The organism is Brevibacillus fortis, assembly GCF_003013395.1.
Lineage (GTDB): Bacteria > Bacillota > Bacilli > Brevibacillales > Brevibacillaceae > Brevibacillus > Brevibacillus fortis.
Map to the genome: position 1 here is coordinate 81,711 of NZ_PXZM01000031.1, position 17,812 is coordinate 99,522.

The window sequence follows — 17,812 nt, forward strand, 5'->3', positions numbered from 1 at the left end:
GGAGAGGTTAGTGAAGATTCTCGTCCAGAAGTTCGGTGGTTCTTCCTTGACGACGGAGGATTGCCGGATGCGGGCAATCTACCATATGGAAAAAGCAATTGATGAGGGCTATGCCCTCGTCGTTGTCGTATCGGCGATGGGTCGCAAGGGTGATCCATACGCAACCGATACACTATTGCAGTTGGTTCGTTCGAATGGGAACCAACTGCCAAGTCGAGAAATGGATATGCTGATGCATACCGGAGAAATCATCTCTGCTACAATCATGTGCAGCATGCTAAATGCACGAGGAATTAAAGCAACGATTTTGACAGGCGGTCAGGCAAATATTGTGACGAGCGAAGACTTTACGAACGCACAAATCATGTCGATCGATCCAAGTCGCATTTTGCAGGACTTGCAGGAAAGTCAAGTTGTAATCGTTCCAGGGTTTCAGGGACGTACAGCCGAGTGGGAAATTACGACACTGGGACGGGGCGGGAGCGATACCACTGCAACCGCTCTCGGTGTCGCCTTGAAGGCTGAAACGGTGGATATTTTCACCGACGTGGAAGGCATCATGACGGCGGACCCGCGTATCGTCGAAGAAGCACAGCGGCTCGGCATGGTGACCTACACGGAGATTTGCAACATGGCTCACCTGGGTGCAAAAGTCATTCATCCTAGAGCGGTGGAGATCGCGATGCACGCAAACGTGCCGATTCGTGTTCGCTCTACGTTTTCGGACGACCCCGGTACACTCGTTACGACCATGCTGGAGATCGGGAAAATGGGCTACACTGTAAACGACAGAGTCGTTATGGGAATTGCACATGTACCGAACATTACCCAGATCAAGGTAGCGAACAAAGAAGGGTCTTACGATACACAGCTGCAAGTCTTCAAAACGATGGCAACCAATAACATCAGCGTAGATTTCATCAATGTGAACCCAATGGGTGTTGCTTACACAGTGCATGATGAAATGGGAGAAAAAGCTGCTCGTCTGCTAACGGAAATGGGTTACGAGCCGCAGCTGTTGCCGCATTGCGCAAAAGTGTCCGTAATTGGTGCAGGGATGACGGGCGTGCCCGGCGTAATGGCGCGAATCGTGGAGGCACTTACGCAAGAAGACATTCAAATTCTTCAATCGGCAGACTCTCATACAACCATCTGGGTACTTGTGCATGAAATGGATATGGTGAAAGCGGTGCGCGCACTTCATCAGCAGTTCAACCTGCATGTTCAACATATGTAAGAGCATATCCTGACTTAAAATACCTACTGATCACGATAAGAGGAGTTGGAGAGGTAGTGGCACGTTTTGGCCGACTGGTTACCGCTATGGTAACGCCTTTTAATGAGCAGCTACAGGTCGATTACGATAAAACAGAGCGACTGATTGACCATTTAATTGCAAATGGCACAACTGGAATCGTACTGAGTGGTACCACGGGTGAATCACCGACTTTATCCCGCACGGAGAAGCTCGATCTTTTCCGTCATGTGGTTTCCTACGCAAAAGGAAGATGCCACATCATCGCAGGAACAGGCAGTAACGATACTGCATCAAGCATAGAGTTCACCCAAGCTGTACAATCCATTGGCGTAGACGCTGTAATGGTCGTTGCACCTTATTACAGCAAGCCATCACAGGAAGGACTTTACGCACACTTCAAGGCATTATCGGAAGCGACCGAGCTACCCGTGATGCTGTATAATGTGCCAGGAAGATCCGTTGTCAATATGACTGCCGAAACGACACTTCGATTGGCGGAACTGCCTAATGTGGTATGCATCAAGGAAGCCTCCGGTAATTTGTCGCAGATGGCGCAAATCATTGAGAATGCCCCGGAAGGCTTTGAGCTGTATAGTGGCGATGACGGCTTAACCTTGCCGATCCTGTCTATCGGTGGTGTGGGCATTGTCAGTGTGGCGAGTCACGTAGTTGGCCGTCCAATGACAGACATGATGGACGCCTATTTTGCCGGTAACAATACCGAGGCAGCAAGACTCCATCGCAAGCTGTTGCCGATTTTTGAAGGCCTGTTTGCCTACCCGAGTCCAGGACCAACAAAGGTCGCTTTAGAAAAGCTCGGGGTTCAAGTTGGGGGCGTTCGACTGCCTTTAGTCGAGCTGAACGAACAAGAAAAAGCATTCGTACATTCCCTGCTTGTTTAACTCCATAGAAGATCAAGAGCCATTCCTGCCCGGGATGGCTCTTTTTCCTTGTGTTCATGATTTCACTTCGGGTATAATAAGAACAAGTGATTTGGGGCGGTTTTTTTGAGTGGACATGACAACTAAATATAGGAGGTTACACGTTTTGGCAAAGTCGAATCACTCTGTTCTCGTTTTCGCCCTGGGCGGAGTCGGCGAAATTGGGAAGAATATGTACGTGGTACAAAGCGGTGATGACATCGTAGTGATTGATGCCGGATTGAAATTCCCGGAAGAGGAAATGCTGGGGATTGATATGGTTATTCCGGATATCACCTACTTGGAGGAACATCGCGACAAGGTTCGGGGTATTATTATTACGCATGGACACGAAGACCACATCGGCGGCCTCAGCTACGTGCTGAAGCATTTGAAAGTCCCGGTTTATGCGACAAAACTTACCCTTGGTTTAATTGATGCAAAGCTAAAAGAAGCGGGCATCCTAAACGAAACAAAACGCGTATTGATCAACAGCGACTCGGAAGTCGTTCTTGGAAAGATGAAGGCAACCTTTTTCCGCGTGAACCACAGCATCCCGGATTGTGTAGGGGTATGCTTGGATACGCCGGAAGGTTACATCGTTCATACAGGAGACTTCAAGTTCGATCAAACGCCTGTTAACAATCAGGTAGCTGATCTGGCAAAAATGGCGATGATCGGTGACAGAGGCGTTTTGTGCTTGCTCTCTGACAGTACGAATGCAGAACGGCCAGGATTTACCGGATCAGAACGCTCAGTGGGCAAAGCACTCATGGATGTGTTCAGCAAAGCATCTGGACGTATTGTTGTTTCTACGTTTGCATCAAATGTTCACCGCATTCAACAAGTAGTGGACGCTGCAGCACAGTTCAACCGCAAATTGACGGTTGTCGGCCGGAGCATGCAAAATGTCATTAATATCAGCAGAGACTTAGGGTACTTGTTGGTCCCTGAGGGCTTGATTGTTGAGATCGATGAAATCAACAAGCTAAATGCTGAACAGGTCGTTATTTTATCAACTGGAAGCCAAGGAGAGCCTATGTCCGCGCTCACTCGGATGGCCCGATCCGCCCATCGGAAAATTGACATCCTTCCAGGGGATACAGTTATTATTGCAGCCACTCCCATTCCAGGGAATGAAAAATACGTGGCGCGTACAATTGATCAATTATCACGCATTGGTGCAGATGTCATTTATGGTGGCCATGGACCTAACGGAACCGTCCACGTTTCCGGTCATGGTAGCCAAGAAGAATTGCGCTTGATGCTTAACTTGATGAAGCCTAAGTACTTTATTCCTGTGCACGGTGAATATCGCATGTTGAAAACGCATGCCTTACTTGCTGAGCAGGTGGGCATTCCTGAGGAAAACACGTTCTTGCTGGATAACGGCGATACAGTTGAATTCTCAGGAGGCAAGGCCCGTTACGGTGGAAAAGTCCATGCTGGCAATGTTTTGATTGACGGCTTGGGTGTTGGTGATGTAGGAAACATCGTACTTAGAGATCGTAAATTACTGTCACAAGATGGCATACTGGTAGTTGTCGTTACACTCAGCAAACAAAATGGCACGATTTTGTCAGGTCCAGACATCATTTCTCGTGGTTTCGTCTACGTGCGTGAATCCGAAGAGTTGCTGGATGAGGCAAATCGCATAGTGACCCAAACACTTGTCAAATGCATGGAAGAAAATGTGAATGAATGGTCTTCACTGAAAAATAACGTAAAAGAGTCATTAGGCCGTTATCTGTACGAGCAAACGCGCAGACGTCCGATGATCTTGCCGATTATTATGGAAGTGTAGGATCACATGATAAAGAGCTGGAAATCCTTTCAAAGAAGGGTTTCTGGCTTTTTTTGGCTTCGTGAGCGCATGATTTTTCCTCCCCTTATCCATACTACAGAGGAAAGTGAGGGAGGATCATCCATGTCGAATCAACAATTTAGCGATTTTTTAAATAGGGCGCCGTTTGCAAACACAGCGGTAAATAGTAAGGAATCCCAGCCACAATCACCTACCGATGATCAAGAGCCTGCTGCTTCGCCCCCAACAGAAGCACCTGCACAGGAAGATCCGAAGAAAAAACTGCTCGATTCCATCACGCAACTGGGTCAAACAAACGTCCCACAGCTCGAAAGCAATATTTATTGTATGACCATCATCGGACAAGTAGAAGGGCATATTCAGCTCCCTCCTCAAAATAAGACGACCAAATACGAGCATCTTATCCCTCAATTGGTTGCGGCAGAACAAAACAGCAAAATAGAGGGCGTACTCGTTATTTTGAATACGGTTGGTGGGGACGTGGAAGCGGGCTTGGCGATTGCGGAGATGGTAGCGTCCTTGTCTAAACCAGTAGTCACACTCGTACTCGGGGGCGGTCATAGTATCGGTGTACCGATTGCCGTAGCTGGTTCGTACTCGTTTATTGCAGAAACCGCTACGATGACGATTCACCCAATCCGTTTGACAGGTCTTGTGATAGGTGTACCTCAAACGTTTGAGTACTTGGATAAAATGCAAGATCGGGTAGTGAGCTTCATCGCACGTCATTCCAAGGTCTCAGAAGAAAAGTTCCGTGAGCTTATGACCAGAACGGGTGAGCTGACACGAGACATCGGAACCAATGTGATTGGCGTGGATGCGGTTAAATACGGACTGATTGATGAAGTCGGTGGCCTTGGAAGTGCGCTGAAAAAGCTAAACGAACTGATCAAAGCGCAAAAAGGTGAGGAGAGTGTACTCCAATGATTTTATACTCCATCATTCCGATGGAAACCGTTTTTGAGAATATGGAGCAAGTGGAAAAACAAGAGCTAAAAGAGATTTCGCTTGGTCATGCCACGATGCTGATTGAGCAGACTGGACCGTTTGAAGGAAAGATCGTCAGGCTGATTAGTCCAGATCCGCAAGACTACCTGAAGGAGCAGTTCGCCCCCGGACAAAAAATTCAGTTTCAACCCGAATGGCTAGCCTAAGAAGTCCTGTATTTCTATGAATTTCCTGTGTTATACTAGATATGTACGAACAGCAGCCGAACATGCGACGGCTGCCTTTTTTAACGAATAGGAATTTATAAAATAAATTCCGGAGCGCATGGAAACTTTCCGCTAAAACACGGTCGCTCTACGTTGAAAAGGCCTCGATAGAGGTTTTCTTACCATTATGGTACATAACGAGTGTAATAACGAGGAGGAGGCGTGCCATTGAGTAGGAGAAAAAAAGAGCGTTCACAAGCGGCATTGGCCTCAGTTGTCAAGATAGAGCTCCTAGGACTTCTCATCATCGTGCTATCGTTGATCGGGCTTTTGGAGAGTGGATGGCTGGGCAAAAATGTACTAGCACTTCTATTTCGGTTTATTGCGGGTTCTTGGGATTTCATCATTCCCGTACTGCTAATCGGTATGGCCATACATATGATGTTTACAAGAAAGTCACCGAAGCTAACTTACCGCGTGCTGGGAATCGCTTTAATAGGCGTGGCGATTTTAACATGGGATCACATGATTCTGTACAAACAAATTACCGCGGATGGCAAGTTTGCTGAGCAAAGCATCATTCGAGTCACTTGGGACAGGATCTGGCTGGATCATGGCCAAAGGGTTTCCACCACTGGAGTTGGCGGCGGGATGGTAGGAGCTCTATTTTTTGCACTGACAAATGGCCTTGTTGGTGCAATTGGAACAGGGCTCGTCATTGTATTCCTTTTCCTCGTTGGACTGATGTTTCTGTTCAATCTTTCTTATGTAAACATTTTGATGTTTGCCAAGGACAAGCTCGCTTTGTTTTACGGAAAGGCAAAGGATACAGTGAAGGACTCTGTACAGCTTTTGCAGGAAGAGAACGAGAAGAAAAAGAAAGAAGCAAAGGAAGCCCAAGAGGGACGCAAGCAAAAGCAATCGGAGTCAGAGAACGAGGCGATCGCGGTTACTGCGCTGAAAGAGCAAAAAACTCATCCACAATTGGCTATTCAGGAGGAAGAAGTCCAGCAATCGAACGCCCCGTTAATTCGTGATTTTACGGATCGCATTGCGCTGGATGAGGATGAGGAACCGATTGATCCCGTTCATCAAGCGAGAGCTTCCCAACCGAAAACGAATCAGGAAATTACGTTTGCGATTGAAGGAGAAGAAGAAATCTTCGGTACAATAGATGCCGGGGGAGAACAGAAAACGATACCGTATGAACTGCCAAATCTGCAAATGCTCGCAAGGCCCAAAGCGAGCTCAACAGGAAAAGACGTCGATCATACCTCAAATGCGGCGAAATTAGTGCAGACATTGAAGAGCTTTGGCGTCAATGCAACAGTCTCCGAAGTACATCGAGGACCGGCTGTTACACGGTATGAAGTTCAGCCTGCTACAGGGGTAAAAGTAAGCAGGATTGTCAGCTTGACGGATGACCTAGCTTTGGCGTTGGCGGCAAAAGATATCCGGATTGAGGCCCCGATCCCAGGAAAATCAGCCATTGGTATCGAGGTTCCGAACTCGGAGGTAGCGGTCGTATCACTACGAGAAGTGTTGGAAGCTCCCGAGTATCAAGATGCGCCAGGCAAGCTTACCGTTGCTCTTGGTCGTGATATTTCTGGAGAGCCGATCGTAGCGGATTTGACCAAAATGCCCCATTTGCTCGTAGCGGGTGCGACGGGAAGCGGAAAATCAGTATGCATTAACGGATTGATCATGAGTATTTTGTTCAAGGCCAAACCAGAAGAAGTCAAGCTGATGATGGTTGACCCAAAAATGGTGGAACTGAATGTGTACAACGGAATTCCACATTTGTTGGCTCCTGTTGTTACTGACCCGAGAAGGGCTTCTGTTGCATTGAAAAAGGTCGTGGTCGAGATGGAACGGCGATATAATTTATTTGCCAAAACAGGGAGTCGCAACATTGAAATGTACAATGCGCAAGTGGAAGGTACGCCACTTCCCTATATTGTCGTCATAGTCGATGAGCTTGCCGACCTGATGATGGTAGCTCCGGGAGAAGTGGAGGATGCGATTTGTCGACTCGCACAAATGGCTCGTGCTTCCGGGATTCATCTAATCATCGCGACACAACGTCCTTCCGTAGATGTCATTACGGGTGTGATTAAGGCAAATATCCCATCCCGTATTGCCTTTGGAGTGTCTTCGATGGCTGACTCCAGAACGATTCTCGATATGGGAGGAGCAGAAAAGCTTCTCGGAAGAGGGGATATGTTATCGCTGCCGATGGGCGCATCCAAGCCGACCCGAGTTCAAGGTGCCTTTGTATCCGACAAGGAAGTAGAAGAGGTCGTTCGTTTTGTAAAAGAACAGCAAGAGGTTCGCTACAATGAAGAGATGATCCCGGGTGACGTGCAGGAGGAGCAGCAGCCAGTCGTGGATGATGAACTGTACGATCAAGCCGTCCAAATCGTTTCAGAAGCCCAGACGGCATCGGCATCCTTGCTGCAGCGTCGCCTCCGTGTCGGTTATACACGAGCGGCACGATTGATTGATATGATGGAAGCTCAAGGAGTAGTTGGGCCCTATGAAGGAAGCAAGCCTCGTGAGGTTCGGCTTCCACGACCGTCCATAGAAAGTAATATCTCATAGAATGAGACCCCTGCCATGATTTGTATCGGCAGGGTCTTTTTTCCTAATCTAGGAGAAAAATCCCTGTCGAAATTAATCATTTTGCATTATTATTCATAAATATTTGGCTTGCATGATACTCGCCCCTCATGTAAACTTTTTAAGAGATTGACGGAAATTGTTGTTATTATGTCTCATACGAATCAGAGGTCTGACGTCCTACCTGTTGGGATGGCTTGCGGACAGCAGGAGTGAATGATGATGAGCATCAAAGGGAATGTTCGATCACTGTTTCTCTTGGTAATGGACAAGATCAAGAGTGATATCGAAACCGGACTTCTTCGGCCTGGTGAACGCCTTCCTTCTGAAGCTGAACTATCCAAACAGCTTGGTGTAAGCAGGGCGACGCTTCGCGAGGCACTCCGACTTCTTGAGGAAGAGAAGATTGTCATACGTAGACATGGAGTAGGTACCTTTATTAATTCAAAGCCTGTTTTTTCAGGCGGGATTGGGGAACTCTTTAGTGTGACGGATGCAATCGAGCGTCAAGGATATACGGCAGGAACCTTGATCCTGAAAACATCCTTTGGCGAATCTGCCGAAGAAGAGAGGAAGCGGCTGGCCTTAAATCCGGGTGAAGGCGTTCTCATAGTAGAACGAATTCGAACGGCTGACGGTGAGCCTGTGGTTTATTGTGTGGACCGCATTCCTGCACATCTGGTGCCTGAGGGCTATGCGGCAAGTGGAGAGTCTATCTTCAAATGGCTGGAGAGCGTAACAGGGGTAAGGATCGCATACGCAGTGGCCGATATTGAACCCATGGGCTACAATGAAAAGGTTTCCAACCTGCTGCACTGCGATAAATCTGCTCCCATGCTCTTGCTCAAACAGATTCATTACGACGAAAGTGAAAAGCCAGTGCTATACTCCCATAATTACTTCAGGGCTGACAAAATTCACTTTCATGTCGTACGGAGACGGTTGTAACTGTGGGGGCAACCTCACTCAACAATTTCATCAACTAAAAACAGGGGGTAATCTCAGATGAAGAAAGTTCTATCCGTGCTTTCTGTGGCAACACTCAGCCTGTCGCTCGTTCTCGCTGGGTGCGGAAGCAAACCAGAAGCACAGCCTCAAGGCCAAACTGGTAGCAATGGAGGCGCTCCAGCCGCTAAAGCTATCAAAGTAGGTATGGTTACAGACGTTGGCGGTGTAAACGACAACTCCTTTAACCAGAGTGCTTGGGAAGGGCTGCAAAAACTCCAAACCGATTTGAATCTCCCGAAAGAAAACGTAAACTATCTGCAATCAAAATCAGATGCTGACTATGTACCAAACCTGACTCAATTCGTAAAAGACGGTTGGGATCTGACTTGGGGTATCGGCTTCCTGATGGGTGACCACCTGAAAAAAGTAGCAGATGAAAACAAAAACGCAAAACTGGCGATCATCGACGCTGAAGTGGATGCTCCTAACGTAGCATCTGTACTCTTTAAAGAGCATGAAGGCTCCTTCCTCGCTGGGGTAGTTGCAGCGAAGATGACCAAAACGAAAAAAGTTGGCTTCGTGGGTGGCGTAGACATCCCGGTTATCAAACGCTTTGACCTCGGCTTCGAAGCGGGTGTAAAAGCTGTAGATCCAAGCATTCAAGTAATCAAAGTTTACACGGGTGCTTTTGACAAACCAGACATGGGTAAGTCTACGGCTTCCTCCATGTATGGTCAAGGTGTGGACATCATCTTCCACGCTTCCGGCGGTACAGGCGACGGTGTGTTCAACGAAGCAAAAGACCGTAAAGCTAAAGGCGAGAACGTATGGGTAATCGGTGTTGACAAAGACCAATCCCTGACTTTCGGCGATGAGATCACTTTGACTTCCATGGTAAAACGTGTTGACGAAGCGGTTATTCGCGTAGCGAAAGACTTGTCTGAAGGTAAATTCCAAGGTGGAGTACAATGGCTCGGACTGGCTGAAAACGGTGTAGGTCTGGCTGACACTTCCACGAAGAACGTTCCTGAAGACGTACTGAAGCTGGTTGAAGAATATAAGCAAAAAATCGTTAAAGGCGAAATCACAGTTCCTGACAAGTAAAAACTAAGGAAGCTGAAAATGGACAAGGCTGGTTCGAGCTACTGGCCTTGTCCTTTACCTTCACAATAGACCCGAAAAATGGGGTGAGCATGCATGAACTCGGTAAAAAAAGTGGTTGAAATGAGAGGGATCACGAAACGGTTCCCAGGCATAATTGCGAATGACAGTATTACACTGTCCGTAGGTAAAGGTGAAATTCATGCGCTGCTCGGCGAGAATGGCGCAGGCAAGTCCACACTCATGAATATCTTGTTCGGTCTATATCAGCCGGATGAAGGCGAAATTCTGATTAACGAGAAAGTTGTAGAGATCACCACTCCAAGGATTGCAAATGAACTTGGTATCGGAATGGTTCACCAACATTTTATGCTCGTAGAAACATTTACAGTTACGGAAAACATTGTGCTAGGAAATGAACCGAAAAACGGGTTGAAGATAGATATTCAAAGCGCTGAGAAAGCGGTAGAAAAACTGTCGAATCAATACGGGCTCAAAGTTGATCCGAGAGCAAAAATTCAGGATATCTCAGTAGGGATGCAGCAACGTGTAGAGATTTTGAAAACGCTTTATCGCGGTGCGGACATCTTGATTTTTGATGAGCCTACGGCTGTATTGACGCCGCAGGAAATCCATGAACTTATCGAGATCATGCATAACTTGGTAAAAGAAGGTAAGACGATTATCCTGATCACACACAAGCTGAAAGAAATTATGGCAGTATGTGACGCGGTTACGATCATTCGTCGCGGAAAAGTCATTGATTCCGTATTGGTAAAAGATACGAATCCAGACGACTTGGCTGCAAAAATGGTTGGTCGTGAAGTGAACTTCCGCGTGGATAAATCGGAAGCAAGACCAAAAGAGACGATTCTGGCCGTAGAGAAATTGACTGCGATGGGTAACCGCGGTGTGAATGCGCTGAACAACCTCAGCTTAGAGGTTCGCGCCGGTGAAATTCTTGGAATTGCTGGGGTCGACGGAAACGGTCAAAGTGAACTGATTGAAGTATTAACTGGCTTGCGTAAAGCAACAAATGGGCGTGTCCTTCTTAATGGCAAAGAAATTACAAACCAAAGCCCGCGAAACATTTCGGAATCGGGATTGTCTCACATTCCAGAAGACCGACATAAGCGTGGATTGGTTCTTGATTTCACCATGAGTGAAAATATGGTATTGGAAACGTATTTCCATCCAACGTTCTGCAAAAACGGTTTTCTTGATTATGGCGCCATTGACAAGCATGCGGCCAAGCTTATCGAAGAATTCGACGTGCGGACTCCGAGTATTTACACTCCAGCACGAGCGCTCTCGGGCGGAAACCAACAAAAGGCAATTATTGCCCGCGAAGTGGACAAGAACCCAGATTTGCTGATTGCGGCTCAACCTACTCGTGGATTGGACGTAGGGGCTATCGAATTCATTCATCGCAGACTGATTGATCAACGCGATCAAGGAAAAGCGGTTCTCTTGCTTTCCTTGGAGCTGGATGAGGTCATTAACGTCTCCGATCGGATTGCGGTTATTTATGAAGGAGTCATTGTGGGGATTGTCGATGCGAAATCAACAACGGAGCAAGAGCTCGGCTTGATGATGTCCGGTGGAAAAGTAATGCAAGGAGGGGGAAACGATGAATAGAGTTATTGCGGTCTTCACGAAAGAATCGTTTCTCGTTCCTGCTGTTGCGATCATTCTCGGTCTTTTGACCGGAGCAATCGCAATGCTGGCAGGTGGATTTAATCCAGTCGATGCCTATATGGCTTTGATTAAAAAAGTATTTGGAAGCGCGTATAACTTTGGTGAAACCATTCGCCAAATTACGCCTTTGATCTTTACAGGTTTAGCTGTGGCATTTGCATTCCGTACCGGTCTATTTAACATCGGGGCAGAAGGTCAATTTATCGTAGGGATGATTGCTTCTACTGTCGTGGGTGTTTCTTTTGACCTTCCAGCTATCATTCACGCTCCGCTTGCTATCCTTGCAGGTGCTGTAGCAGGTGGTTTGTGGGGTGCCATTGCCGGTTACTTGAAAGCAGCCCGTGGTGTCAACGAAGTTATTACCAGCATCATGTTGAACTGGGTAGCTCTTTACTTGGCTAACTGGGTTATGAATGCCTTCTTTATTCCAGCTGGCAAACAAACATCTGAAGAGGTTAAGGATTCTGCGATCATTACAATTGGATGGCTCGCTGAAATGTTTGACAATGCTCGTTTGCACTGGGGTACACTGATTGCCGTACTTGCAGCTATTTTCTTCTATATCCTCCTTTGGAAAACAAAATCTGGTTTTGAATTGCGTTCCGTTGGTTTGAACCCGCATGCTTCTGAGTATGCTGGTATGAACGTGAATCGTAATATCGTAAAGGCCATGTTCTTTGGTGGTATGTTTGCAGGGATTGGCGGAGCTACTGAGATATTAGGCGTATTCCACTATCAAGCGATTATGACGCAACATACTGGATATGGCTTTGATGGAATCGCGGTAGCGTTGATTGGCGGGAATACACCATTTGGGGTTATCCTTGCTGCCATTCTGTTTGGTGTCCTCACATTCGGTGCGAGCGGCATGCAGTTTAGTGCGGGTGTACCATTTGAGTTGATTCGTGTCGTGATTGCTTCTGTTATTTTCTTCGTTGCTGCACATGGCATCGTGAAAATTTTTGTTAAGCCGATCTTGAAGAAGAAAAAGGAAGGTGGAAACTGATGGATTGGGGATTAATTCTTAGCAACCTCGTTCATGATACCATCGTGTTTTCCACTGCCTTGATTTTTGCCTCATTGGGTGGATTGTACTCCGAGCGTTCTGGTGTCGTGAATATTGCGCTAGAAGGTATGATGATTATCGGTGCTTTTACCGGTGCCGTAATGACCTATGCTTTCCAAGATTCACTTGGTGCTTGGGCACCGTGGGTCGGATTTATTGCAGCAGGGATTGCCGGTTCTATTTTTGCACTTCCGCATGCCGTTGCTTCGGTAACGTTTAAAGCGGACCAGACTGTCAGCGGTGTGGCCCTGAACTTCTTGGCAGCTGGACTTTCCATCTACCTGACCAAAATTATTTTCGATGGAGCAGGTCAGACAACAACATTGTCCACTGTGTTTAACAAATTCAGTATTCCTGGATTGAGTGAAATTCCGTATATCGGACATGCCATTTTTGAGGCGTATCCTACGAGCTATCTAGCTTTCATTGCCGTTTTCGTTACATGGTATGTAGTATTTAAGACACCATTCGGATTGCGCTTGCGTTCAGTTGGTGAGCATCCACGTGCCGCTGATACAGTAGGGATCAATGTTAAGAGAATGCGCTACACGGCTGTTATGATCAGTGGTATGCTGGCTGCATTAGGCGGAGCAACCATCTCTTTGACGACAACTAGTAACTTTTCCCATAACACGGTTTCCGGACAAGGATTTATCGCGATTGCGGCCTTGATCTTTGGTAAATGGCATCCAGCGGGTGCGATGGGAGCAGCATTGTTCTTCGGTGTCGCTCAAGCGATCAAGTCTTTGGTGCAAATCTTTGGATTGACCAATTACATTCCAACTGAATTTATCTTCATGCTTCCGTACGTACTGACGATTCTCGTGATGGCTGGTCTGGTGGGACGATCCAGTGCTCCAGCGGCCCTCGGAAAACCTTACGATACGGGATCGCGTTAATCATTCGTTGACAAAATTTAGCGTCTAGAACCTGTCACTTCCCCTGTGCGATAATTTTTGTGACTGCTTGCGGTCAGCAAAAAACGGTCAAATCCGTTTTTGCAAATTGTCTGTGGGGAGGGAAAAAGATGAACCGCTGTCTACATAAGTACAGCAGTTATCGATGGAACAGGCTTCTAGGCGCTTTTGTTTTTTGCCTGATGATAGCATTATCCGGTGGAATGGCTTCTGCAAAAGAGCCGGGACCGGTCATTTCTGTCGTTGTGGATGGAAAGGGAGTCCAATCAGATGTATCGCCAATCCATCGAAATGGGCGTATGCTTGTTCCGATACGGGTAGTAGCGGAGGCAACAGGATCAGAAGTAAGCTACGATGCCGCCACTCAAAAAGTATTGCTCAACAAAAAAGGCAAGCACATAACCCTTACGATCGGCAGTCAAACAGCATACGTAGACGGAAAACGATTGAAGATGGATGTTTCTCCAATTATTGTGAATAAGCGGACGCTTGTTCCGATCAGATTTATCTCCGAGGCATTTGGCTATCAAGTTCAATGGGATGAGGAGTCGGCCGTTGCATACATACAATCCAAACCTGTGGAAGATAAGGCTGCGAGTGTGCAATACTCCCGGAATCCATATGTCGTTCAACAGGGAGATACCTTATCAAAAATTGCAGCTCGCCACGACACGAGCATGAGTGCCATTCAGAAAAATAATCATCTCTCTTCTAATGAATTACTGGTGGGCCAAATTTTATTTTTGCCAGAAGGTGCACAACGAGCCGAGCATCCCATTGCCACAAAAGTTGCAGATGACCGACTGATTGGCAGTCAATTTCGCTTTCCTTTCCACAATAATAGTTGGTATGAGCCGTATGGTGACAGCTTCGGGTCTGATCGAGAATGGACGGAGACGAATAGCGGCAGTGTACGCAGTCACGAGGGCATCGACATTATGGCACCGAAAGGAACACCGATTTACTCGGTATCCGATGGGACGATCAACAAAGTGGGCTGGAATACGTATGGCGGCTGGAGAGTGAACATTACGGATAAGAATGGTCAATATCGGATGTATTACGCACATTTGCAGGCGTATGCACCAGGATTGCATGTCGGGAAAACGATAAAAGCTGGACAGTTGATCGGTTTTGTTGGAGACACAGGCTATGGTGGAACGGGTACAGTGGGAATGTTTGAACCTCACCTGCATTTTGGCCTCTATCGTAACAGCACGGGTAAAGCGATCGATCCCTATGATTACTTGCGGATTTGGGAGCAAAATAAAGCGGAGAGTCCCCTCTAATATTGGGACAAACTACTACGGAGTACCTTCACGAATAAAAGGAGGCCCTTCGTATGTGGACTTGTCCGTACTGTGGGGGAAGCCACGGCTTACCCTTTCACGATGAGCAGTTGGATGGCATGCTCTGTCTCTCGTCTGATTGCGGTCGATTTGTTGAAGAGCATAGCACATCGGATGATCCTCGAGAGTGGGATGCAATGGATATGTAAGGAAAAGAGTGAAGGCCCTTGGTAAAAAGGTGCCGTTCACTCTTTTTTTAATTCAATGGAAGCGCTGTGATTTGCGTATTATGGGACTTGCGTGAGCGCATAGGATGAAAGCACTGGGATATATAATGGAAGATTCTGATGCTTGATGCCCTGACAATTGGTTACAATAGAGAAGAGTATGAGTAAGCTGATGGAGAAGGGAGATTGAACTATGACTGCTTCTACAACCGAAATTGCATTTCAAAGCTCCCAAATCAATGGGATGAACGTACATATCCTTCCAACAGAAAAGTTCAAGACAACGACGATCGTGACGATGATTGAACAGGCGCTATCGGAGGAGCATGTAACGAAAACAGCATTGCTTGCGATGGTCATGAAACGTGCCAGCGCTCGTTTTCCGGAAACGAAGCGATTGCGAGCACATTTGGACTTCCTGTATGGTGCCATTTTTGATGTCGATGTCATGAAAAAAGGCGAGCGGCAAATCCTGCAAATTTATATGGAAGTACCGAATGAAAAATATTTGTCAAATGAAGCTTCTCTTTTGGAGCAGGCAATCGAATTCGTTGGGGATATGCTCGTCAGACCGTATGTACAGGATAACGCTTTTTCCGAAAAGTACTTGGCACAGGAGAAAGAGACGCTCCGCAAACGGATGGAGAGTTTGATCGACGACAAAATGAAGTATGCGAACCAACGCGTGACAGAAGAAATGTGTAAAGGAGAACCATTCTCTCTCCTTGTCCAGGGGCGCGTGGCGGATTTGCCGAAGATCACGGGTCAGGAGCTGTATCAATATTTTAAAGAAGTAACGACGACGAATCCGATCAATATGTTCGTGGTGGGCGATGTTGAGCAGCAAGAAGTAAGCGAGGCCATTCGCAAGCATATTCCATTGGAGCGCTCCCAAGTAGGAGAACTGCAGATTGCATCGACAGCGAAGGAAGCATCTGCTGAGCGCGAAGTGATCGATCGGCTCGATGTCAACCAAGCAAAGCTCAACATTGGATGCCGCACGCAGATCACATATAAGGATGACGATTACCCGACGCTGTTGCTGTTCAACGGGATCTTAGGCGGTTTTCCTCATTCCAAGCTGTTTGTCAACGTCCGCGAAAAAGAGAGTCTTGCTTACTATGCCGTATCCAGACTAGAGAGCCACAAAGGGATTCTCATGATTATGTCCGGCATTGATGTTAGCAAATATCAGCGTGCGGTTGAGATTATTAAGCAGCAGCTTGATCTGATGAGGCAAGGAACCATATCGGATGAGGAAATGAGCCAGACGCGTGCGACTTTGTCTAACCAGTTCCGTGAGCTGTTGGACAGTGCTCGCGGCATGATTGAATTTACGTACAATGGCGTGGTTAGCGGACGACCCCGGAAAATCGAAGAGCTTTTGGCGGGGATCAACGAAGCGACAATTGAGGATATCAAGAAAGTAGCGAGCAAGGTGACGATCGACACGATTTATCTGCTGCGGGACAAGAAGGGAGAGGCATAAGATGCAGACCACTGTCTTTGATCAAGTAAATGAAACGGTATATCATGAAACTCTCCAAAATGGATTGCAAGTCTATCTGGTTCCCAAACAAGGCTTCAGCAAAACATACGCTGTGTTCACTACGCGTTATGGCTCCATTGATAGCCATTTCCGCACCCGAAGCGGAGAAGAAATCAATGTTCCCGACGGCATTGCGCATTTTCTTGAGCACAAAATGTTTGAGAAAAAAGATCGGGATGTCATGCACGAATTCAGCAAAAACGGAGCGAGCTGCAATGCGTTTACGAGCTTCAATCGTACGGCTTATTTGTTTTCGTGCACAGATAAGTTAGACGACAATTTGAATCTGCTGCTTGATTATGTGCAGGACCCGTATTTTACAGATGCCAGTGTAGAAAAGGAAAAAGGAATTATCGGCCAGGAAATCACCATGTACGATGACAATCCGGACTGGAAGGTGTACATGAACCTCCTGAAGGCCATGTACCAAAAGTATCCGATTAACATTGAGATTGCGGGTACGATTGAGACGATCTCTCATATTACAAAAGAATATTTGTATCAGTGCTATGAAACGTTTTATCATCCTGCAAATATGCTCCTATTGGTCGTAGGATCCTTCGAGCCAGAAGCGATGATGAAGCTCATTCGTGAAAACCAGGGAGCAAAGGAGTTTCCTCCTGCGCCACAAATCACGCGCGTTTTTCCAGAAGAGCCATCAGCTCCAGCGGAGGCGAAAGTAGAAGCTTTTCTCACAGTTGGGCTGCCTAAATGCATGATTGGAATTAAGGAAAAGGAAAACGGTCTAACCAAGGAAGCCTTGTTAAAACGCGAGTTGACTACTAAACTGGTATTGGACATCGCGTTCGGCACGAGCTCCGCTGTCTATGAGCGTTTGTATGATAGCGAGCTGATTACGGAAAGCTTTGATTTTGACTACAGCAGCGAGCAGGACTATGCGTATACGATCATCGGCGGAGATACACCTGATCCGGAGCGCTTGGTGGAAACGATCAAATCGGAAATGGAACAATTGAAGCAAAACGGTATAGCCCAGGATGATTTTGAGCGTGCGAAGCGTAAAAAAATCGGAAACTTCCTGCGTTCTCTAAACTCCGTGGAGTTTATCGCTAACCAGTTTACCAGCTTCAAATTTAACGGGAATGATCTGTTTTCCGTAGTGCCGACCTTGGAGTCGATCACACGCGAAGATGTGGAAAAACGTTTGAAGGAGCATTTTCTTACCGAGCAGATGGCTGTTTCCATCGTTCGTTCCGCTTCGCCACAGGAGTAATGTATTC

Annotated in this window: 15 protein-coding genes; all 15 read left to right on the top strand. The window is 46.9% G+C overall.

Translation table 11 applies throughout. The annotated features are described in order from the left end of the window. The first annotated feature begins 10 nt into the window (after positions 1-10). The 15 genes from dapG to yfmH all read left to right on the top strand — a co-directional run bounded on the left by dapG (position 11) and on the right by yfmH (position 17,805). Entirely contained in the window at positions 11-1,237 is a 1,227-nt protein-coding gene (gene dapG, locus C7R93_RS19275) for an aspartate kinase (RefSeq protein ID WP_106840332.1), read from the top strand. A 56-nt stretch (positions 1,238-1,293) separates the two neighbouring features. Next, the gene (gene dapA, locus C7R93_RS19280) at positions 1,294-2,160 is read left to right on the top strand and encodes a 4-hydroxy-tetrahydrodipicolinate synthase (RefSeq protein ID WP_106840333.1); all 867 of its coding nucleotides are present in this window, start codon (positions 1,294-1,296) and stop codon (positions 2,158-2,160) included. A 115-nt stretch (positions 2,161-2,275) separates the two neighbouring features. Further along, complete coding sequence (locus C7R93_RS19285; protein ID WP_208636221.1) at positions 2,276-3,982, top strand: ribonuclease J; 1,707 nt, start codon at positions 2,276-2,278, stop codon at positions 3,980-3,982. A 123-nt stretch (positions 3,983-4,105) separates the two neighbouring features. After that, on the top strand, positions 4,106-4,930 hold the full coding sequence (locus tag C7R93_RS19290) for a ClpP family protease (protein WP_106840334.1): 825 nt from the start codon (positions 4,106-4,108) through the stop codon (positions 4,928-4,930). After that, complete coding sequence (locus tag C7R93_RS19295) at positions 4,927-5,157, top strand: YlzJ-like family protein (RefSeq protein WP_106840335.1); 231 nt, start codon at positions 4,927-4,929, stop codon at positions 5,155-5,157. The genes C7R93_RS19290 and C7R93_RS19295 overlap by 4 nt, the downstream gene beginning before the upstream one ends. Before the next feature lie 222 nt (positions 5,158-5,379). Continuing rightward, the gene (locus C7R93_RS19300; protein WP_106840336.1) at positions 5,380-7,758 is read left to right on the top strand and encodes an FtsK/SpoIIIE family DNA translocase; all 2,379 of its coding nucleotides are present in this window, start codon (positions 5,380-5,382) and stop codon (positions 7,756-7,758) included. 240 nt (positions 7,759-7,998) lie between these two features. Next, positions 7,999-8,724, top strand: a complete 726-nt coding sequence (locus C7R93_RS19305) for a GntR family transcriptional regulator (RefSeq protein ID WP_088908065.1) — start codon at positions 7,999-8,001, stop codon at positions 8,722-8,724. A gap of 57 nt (positions 8,725-8,781) precedes the next feature. Beyond that, entirely contained in the window at positions 8,782-9,828 is a 1,047-nt protein-coding gene (locus C7R93_RS19310) for a BMP family lipoprotein (RefSeq protein ID WP_106840337.1), read from the top strand. A 93-nt stretch (positions 9,829-9,921) separates the two neighbouring features. Further along, positions 9,922-11,463, top strand: a complete 1,542-nt coding sequence (locus C7R93_RS19315) for an ABC transporter ATP-binding protein (protein WP_106840338.1) — start codon at positions 9,922-9,924, stop codon at positions 11,461-11,463. Beyond that, positions 11,456-12,529 carry an ABC transporter permease gene (locus C7R93_RS19320; RefSeq protein ID WP_106840339.1) on the top strand — a complete coding sequence of 358 codons (1,074 nt, stop codon included), beginning with the start codon at positions 11,456-11,458 and terminating at the stop codon, positions 12,527-12,529. The genes C7R93_RS19315 and C7R93_RS19320 overlap by 8 nt, the downstream gene beginning before the upstream one ends. Further along, positions 12,529-13,488 carry an ABC transporter permease gene (locus tag C7R93_RS19325; protein ID WP_106840340.1) on the top strand — a complete coding sequence of 320 codons (960 nt, stop codon included), beginning with the start codon at positions 12,529-12,531 and terminating at the stop codon, positions 13,486-13,488. Before C7R93_RS19320 ends, C7R93_RS19325 begins: the two co-directional genes overlap by 1 nt. Before the next feature lie 128 nt (positions 13,489-13,616). Continuing rightward, the gene (locus C7R93_RS19330) at positions 13,617-14,795 is read left to right on the top strand and encodes a stalk domain-containing protein (RefSeq protein WP_106840341.1); all 1,179 of its coding nucleotides are present in this window, start codon (positions 13,617-13,619) and stop codon (positions 14,793-14,795) included. A gap of 53 nt (positions 14,796-14,848) precedes the next feature. Next, positions 14,849-15,004 carry a hypothetical protein gene (locus C7R93_RS30370; protein ID WP_164724468.1) on the top strand — a complete coding sequence of 52 codons (156 nt, stop codon included), beginning with the start codon at positions 14,849-14,851 and terminating at the stop codon, positions 15,002-15,004. A gap of 211 nt (positions 15,005-15,215) precedes the next feature. Then, positions 15,216-16,511, top strand: a complete 1,296-nt coding sequence (gene yfmF / locus C7R93_RS19335) for an EF-P 5-aminopentanol modification-associated protein YfmF (RefSeq protein ID WP_106840342.1) — start codon at positions 15,216-15,218, stop codon at positions 16,509-16,511. Position 16,512: 1 nt separating this feature from the next. Beyond that, positions 16,513-17,805: an EF-P 5-aminopentanol modification-associated protein YfmH gene (yfmH, locus tag C7R93_RS19340; RefSeq protein WP_106840343.1), complete on the top strand. Its 1,293-nt coding sequence runs from the start codon at positions 16,513-16,515 to the stop codon at positions 17,803-17,805. Positions 17,806-17,812: the final 7 nt, after the last annotated feature.

Bases quoted from the DNA above. Each gene is read 5' to 3' on its own strand.
- C7R93_RS19285 (WP_208636221.1), top strand. From the start codon at position 2,276: ATGACAACTAAATATAGGAGGTTACACGTTTTGGCAAAGTCGAATCAC.
- C7R93_RS19290 (WP_106840334.1), top strand. From the start codon at position 4,106: ATGTCGAATCAACAATTTAGCGATTTTTTAAATAGGGCGCCGTTTGCA.
- C7R93_RS19295 (WP_106840335.1), top strand. From the start codon at position 4,927: ATGATTTTATACTCCATCATTCCGATGGAAACCGTTTTTGAGAATATG.
- C7R93_RS19305 (WP_088908065.1), top strand. From the start codon at position 7,999: ATGAGCATCAAAGGGAATGTTCGATCACTGTTTCTCTTGGTAATGGAC.
- C7R93_RS19310 (WP_106840337.1), top strand. From the start codon at position 8,782: ATGAAGAAAGTTCTATCCGTGCTTTCTGTGGCAACACTCAGCCTGTCG.
- C7R93_RS19315 (WP_106840338.1), top strand. From the start codon at position 9,922: ATGAACTCGGTAAAAAAAGTGGTTGAAATGAGAGGGATCACGAAACGG.
- C7R93_RS19320 (WP_106840339.1), top strand. From the start codon at position 11,456: ATGAATAGAGTTATTGCGGTCTTCACGAAAGAATCGTTTCTCGTTCCT.
- C7R93_RS19325 (WP_106840340.1), top strand. From the start codon at position 12,529: ATGGATTGGGGATTAATTCTTAGCAACCTCGTTCATGATACCATCGTG.
- C7R93_RS19330 (WP_106840341.1), top strand. From the start codon at position 13,617: ATGAACCGCTGTCTACATAAGTACAGCAGTTATCGATGGAACAGGCTT.
- C7R93_RS30370 (WP_164724468.1), top strand. From the start codon at position 14,849: ATGTGGACTTGTCCGTACTGTGGGGGAAGCCACGGCTTACCCTTTCAC.
- yfmF (WP_106840342.1), top strand. From the start codon at position 15,216: ATGACTGCTTCTACAACCGAAATTGCATTTCAAAGCTCCCAAATCAAT.
- yfmH (WP_106840343.1), top strand. From the start codon at position 16,513: ATGCAGACCACTGTCTTTGATCAAGTAAATGAAACGGTATATCATGAA.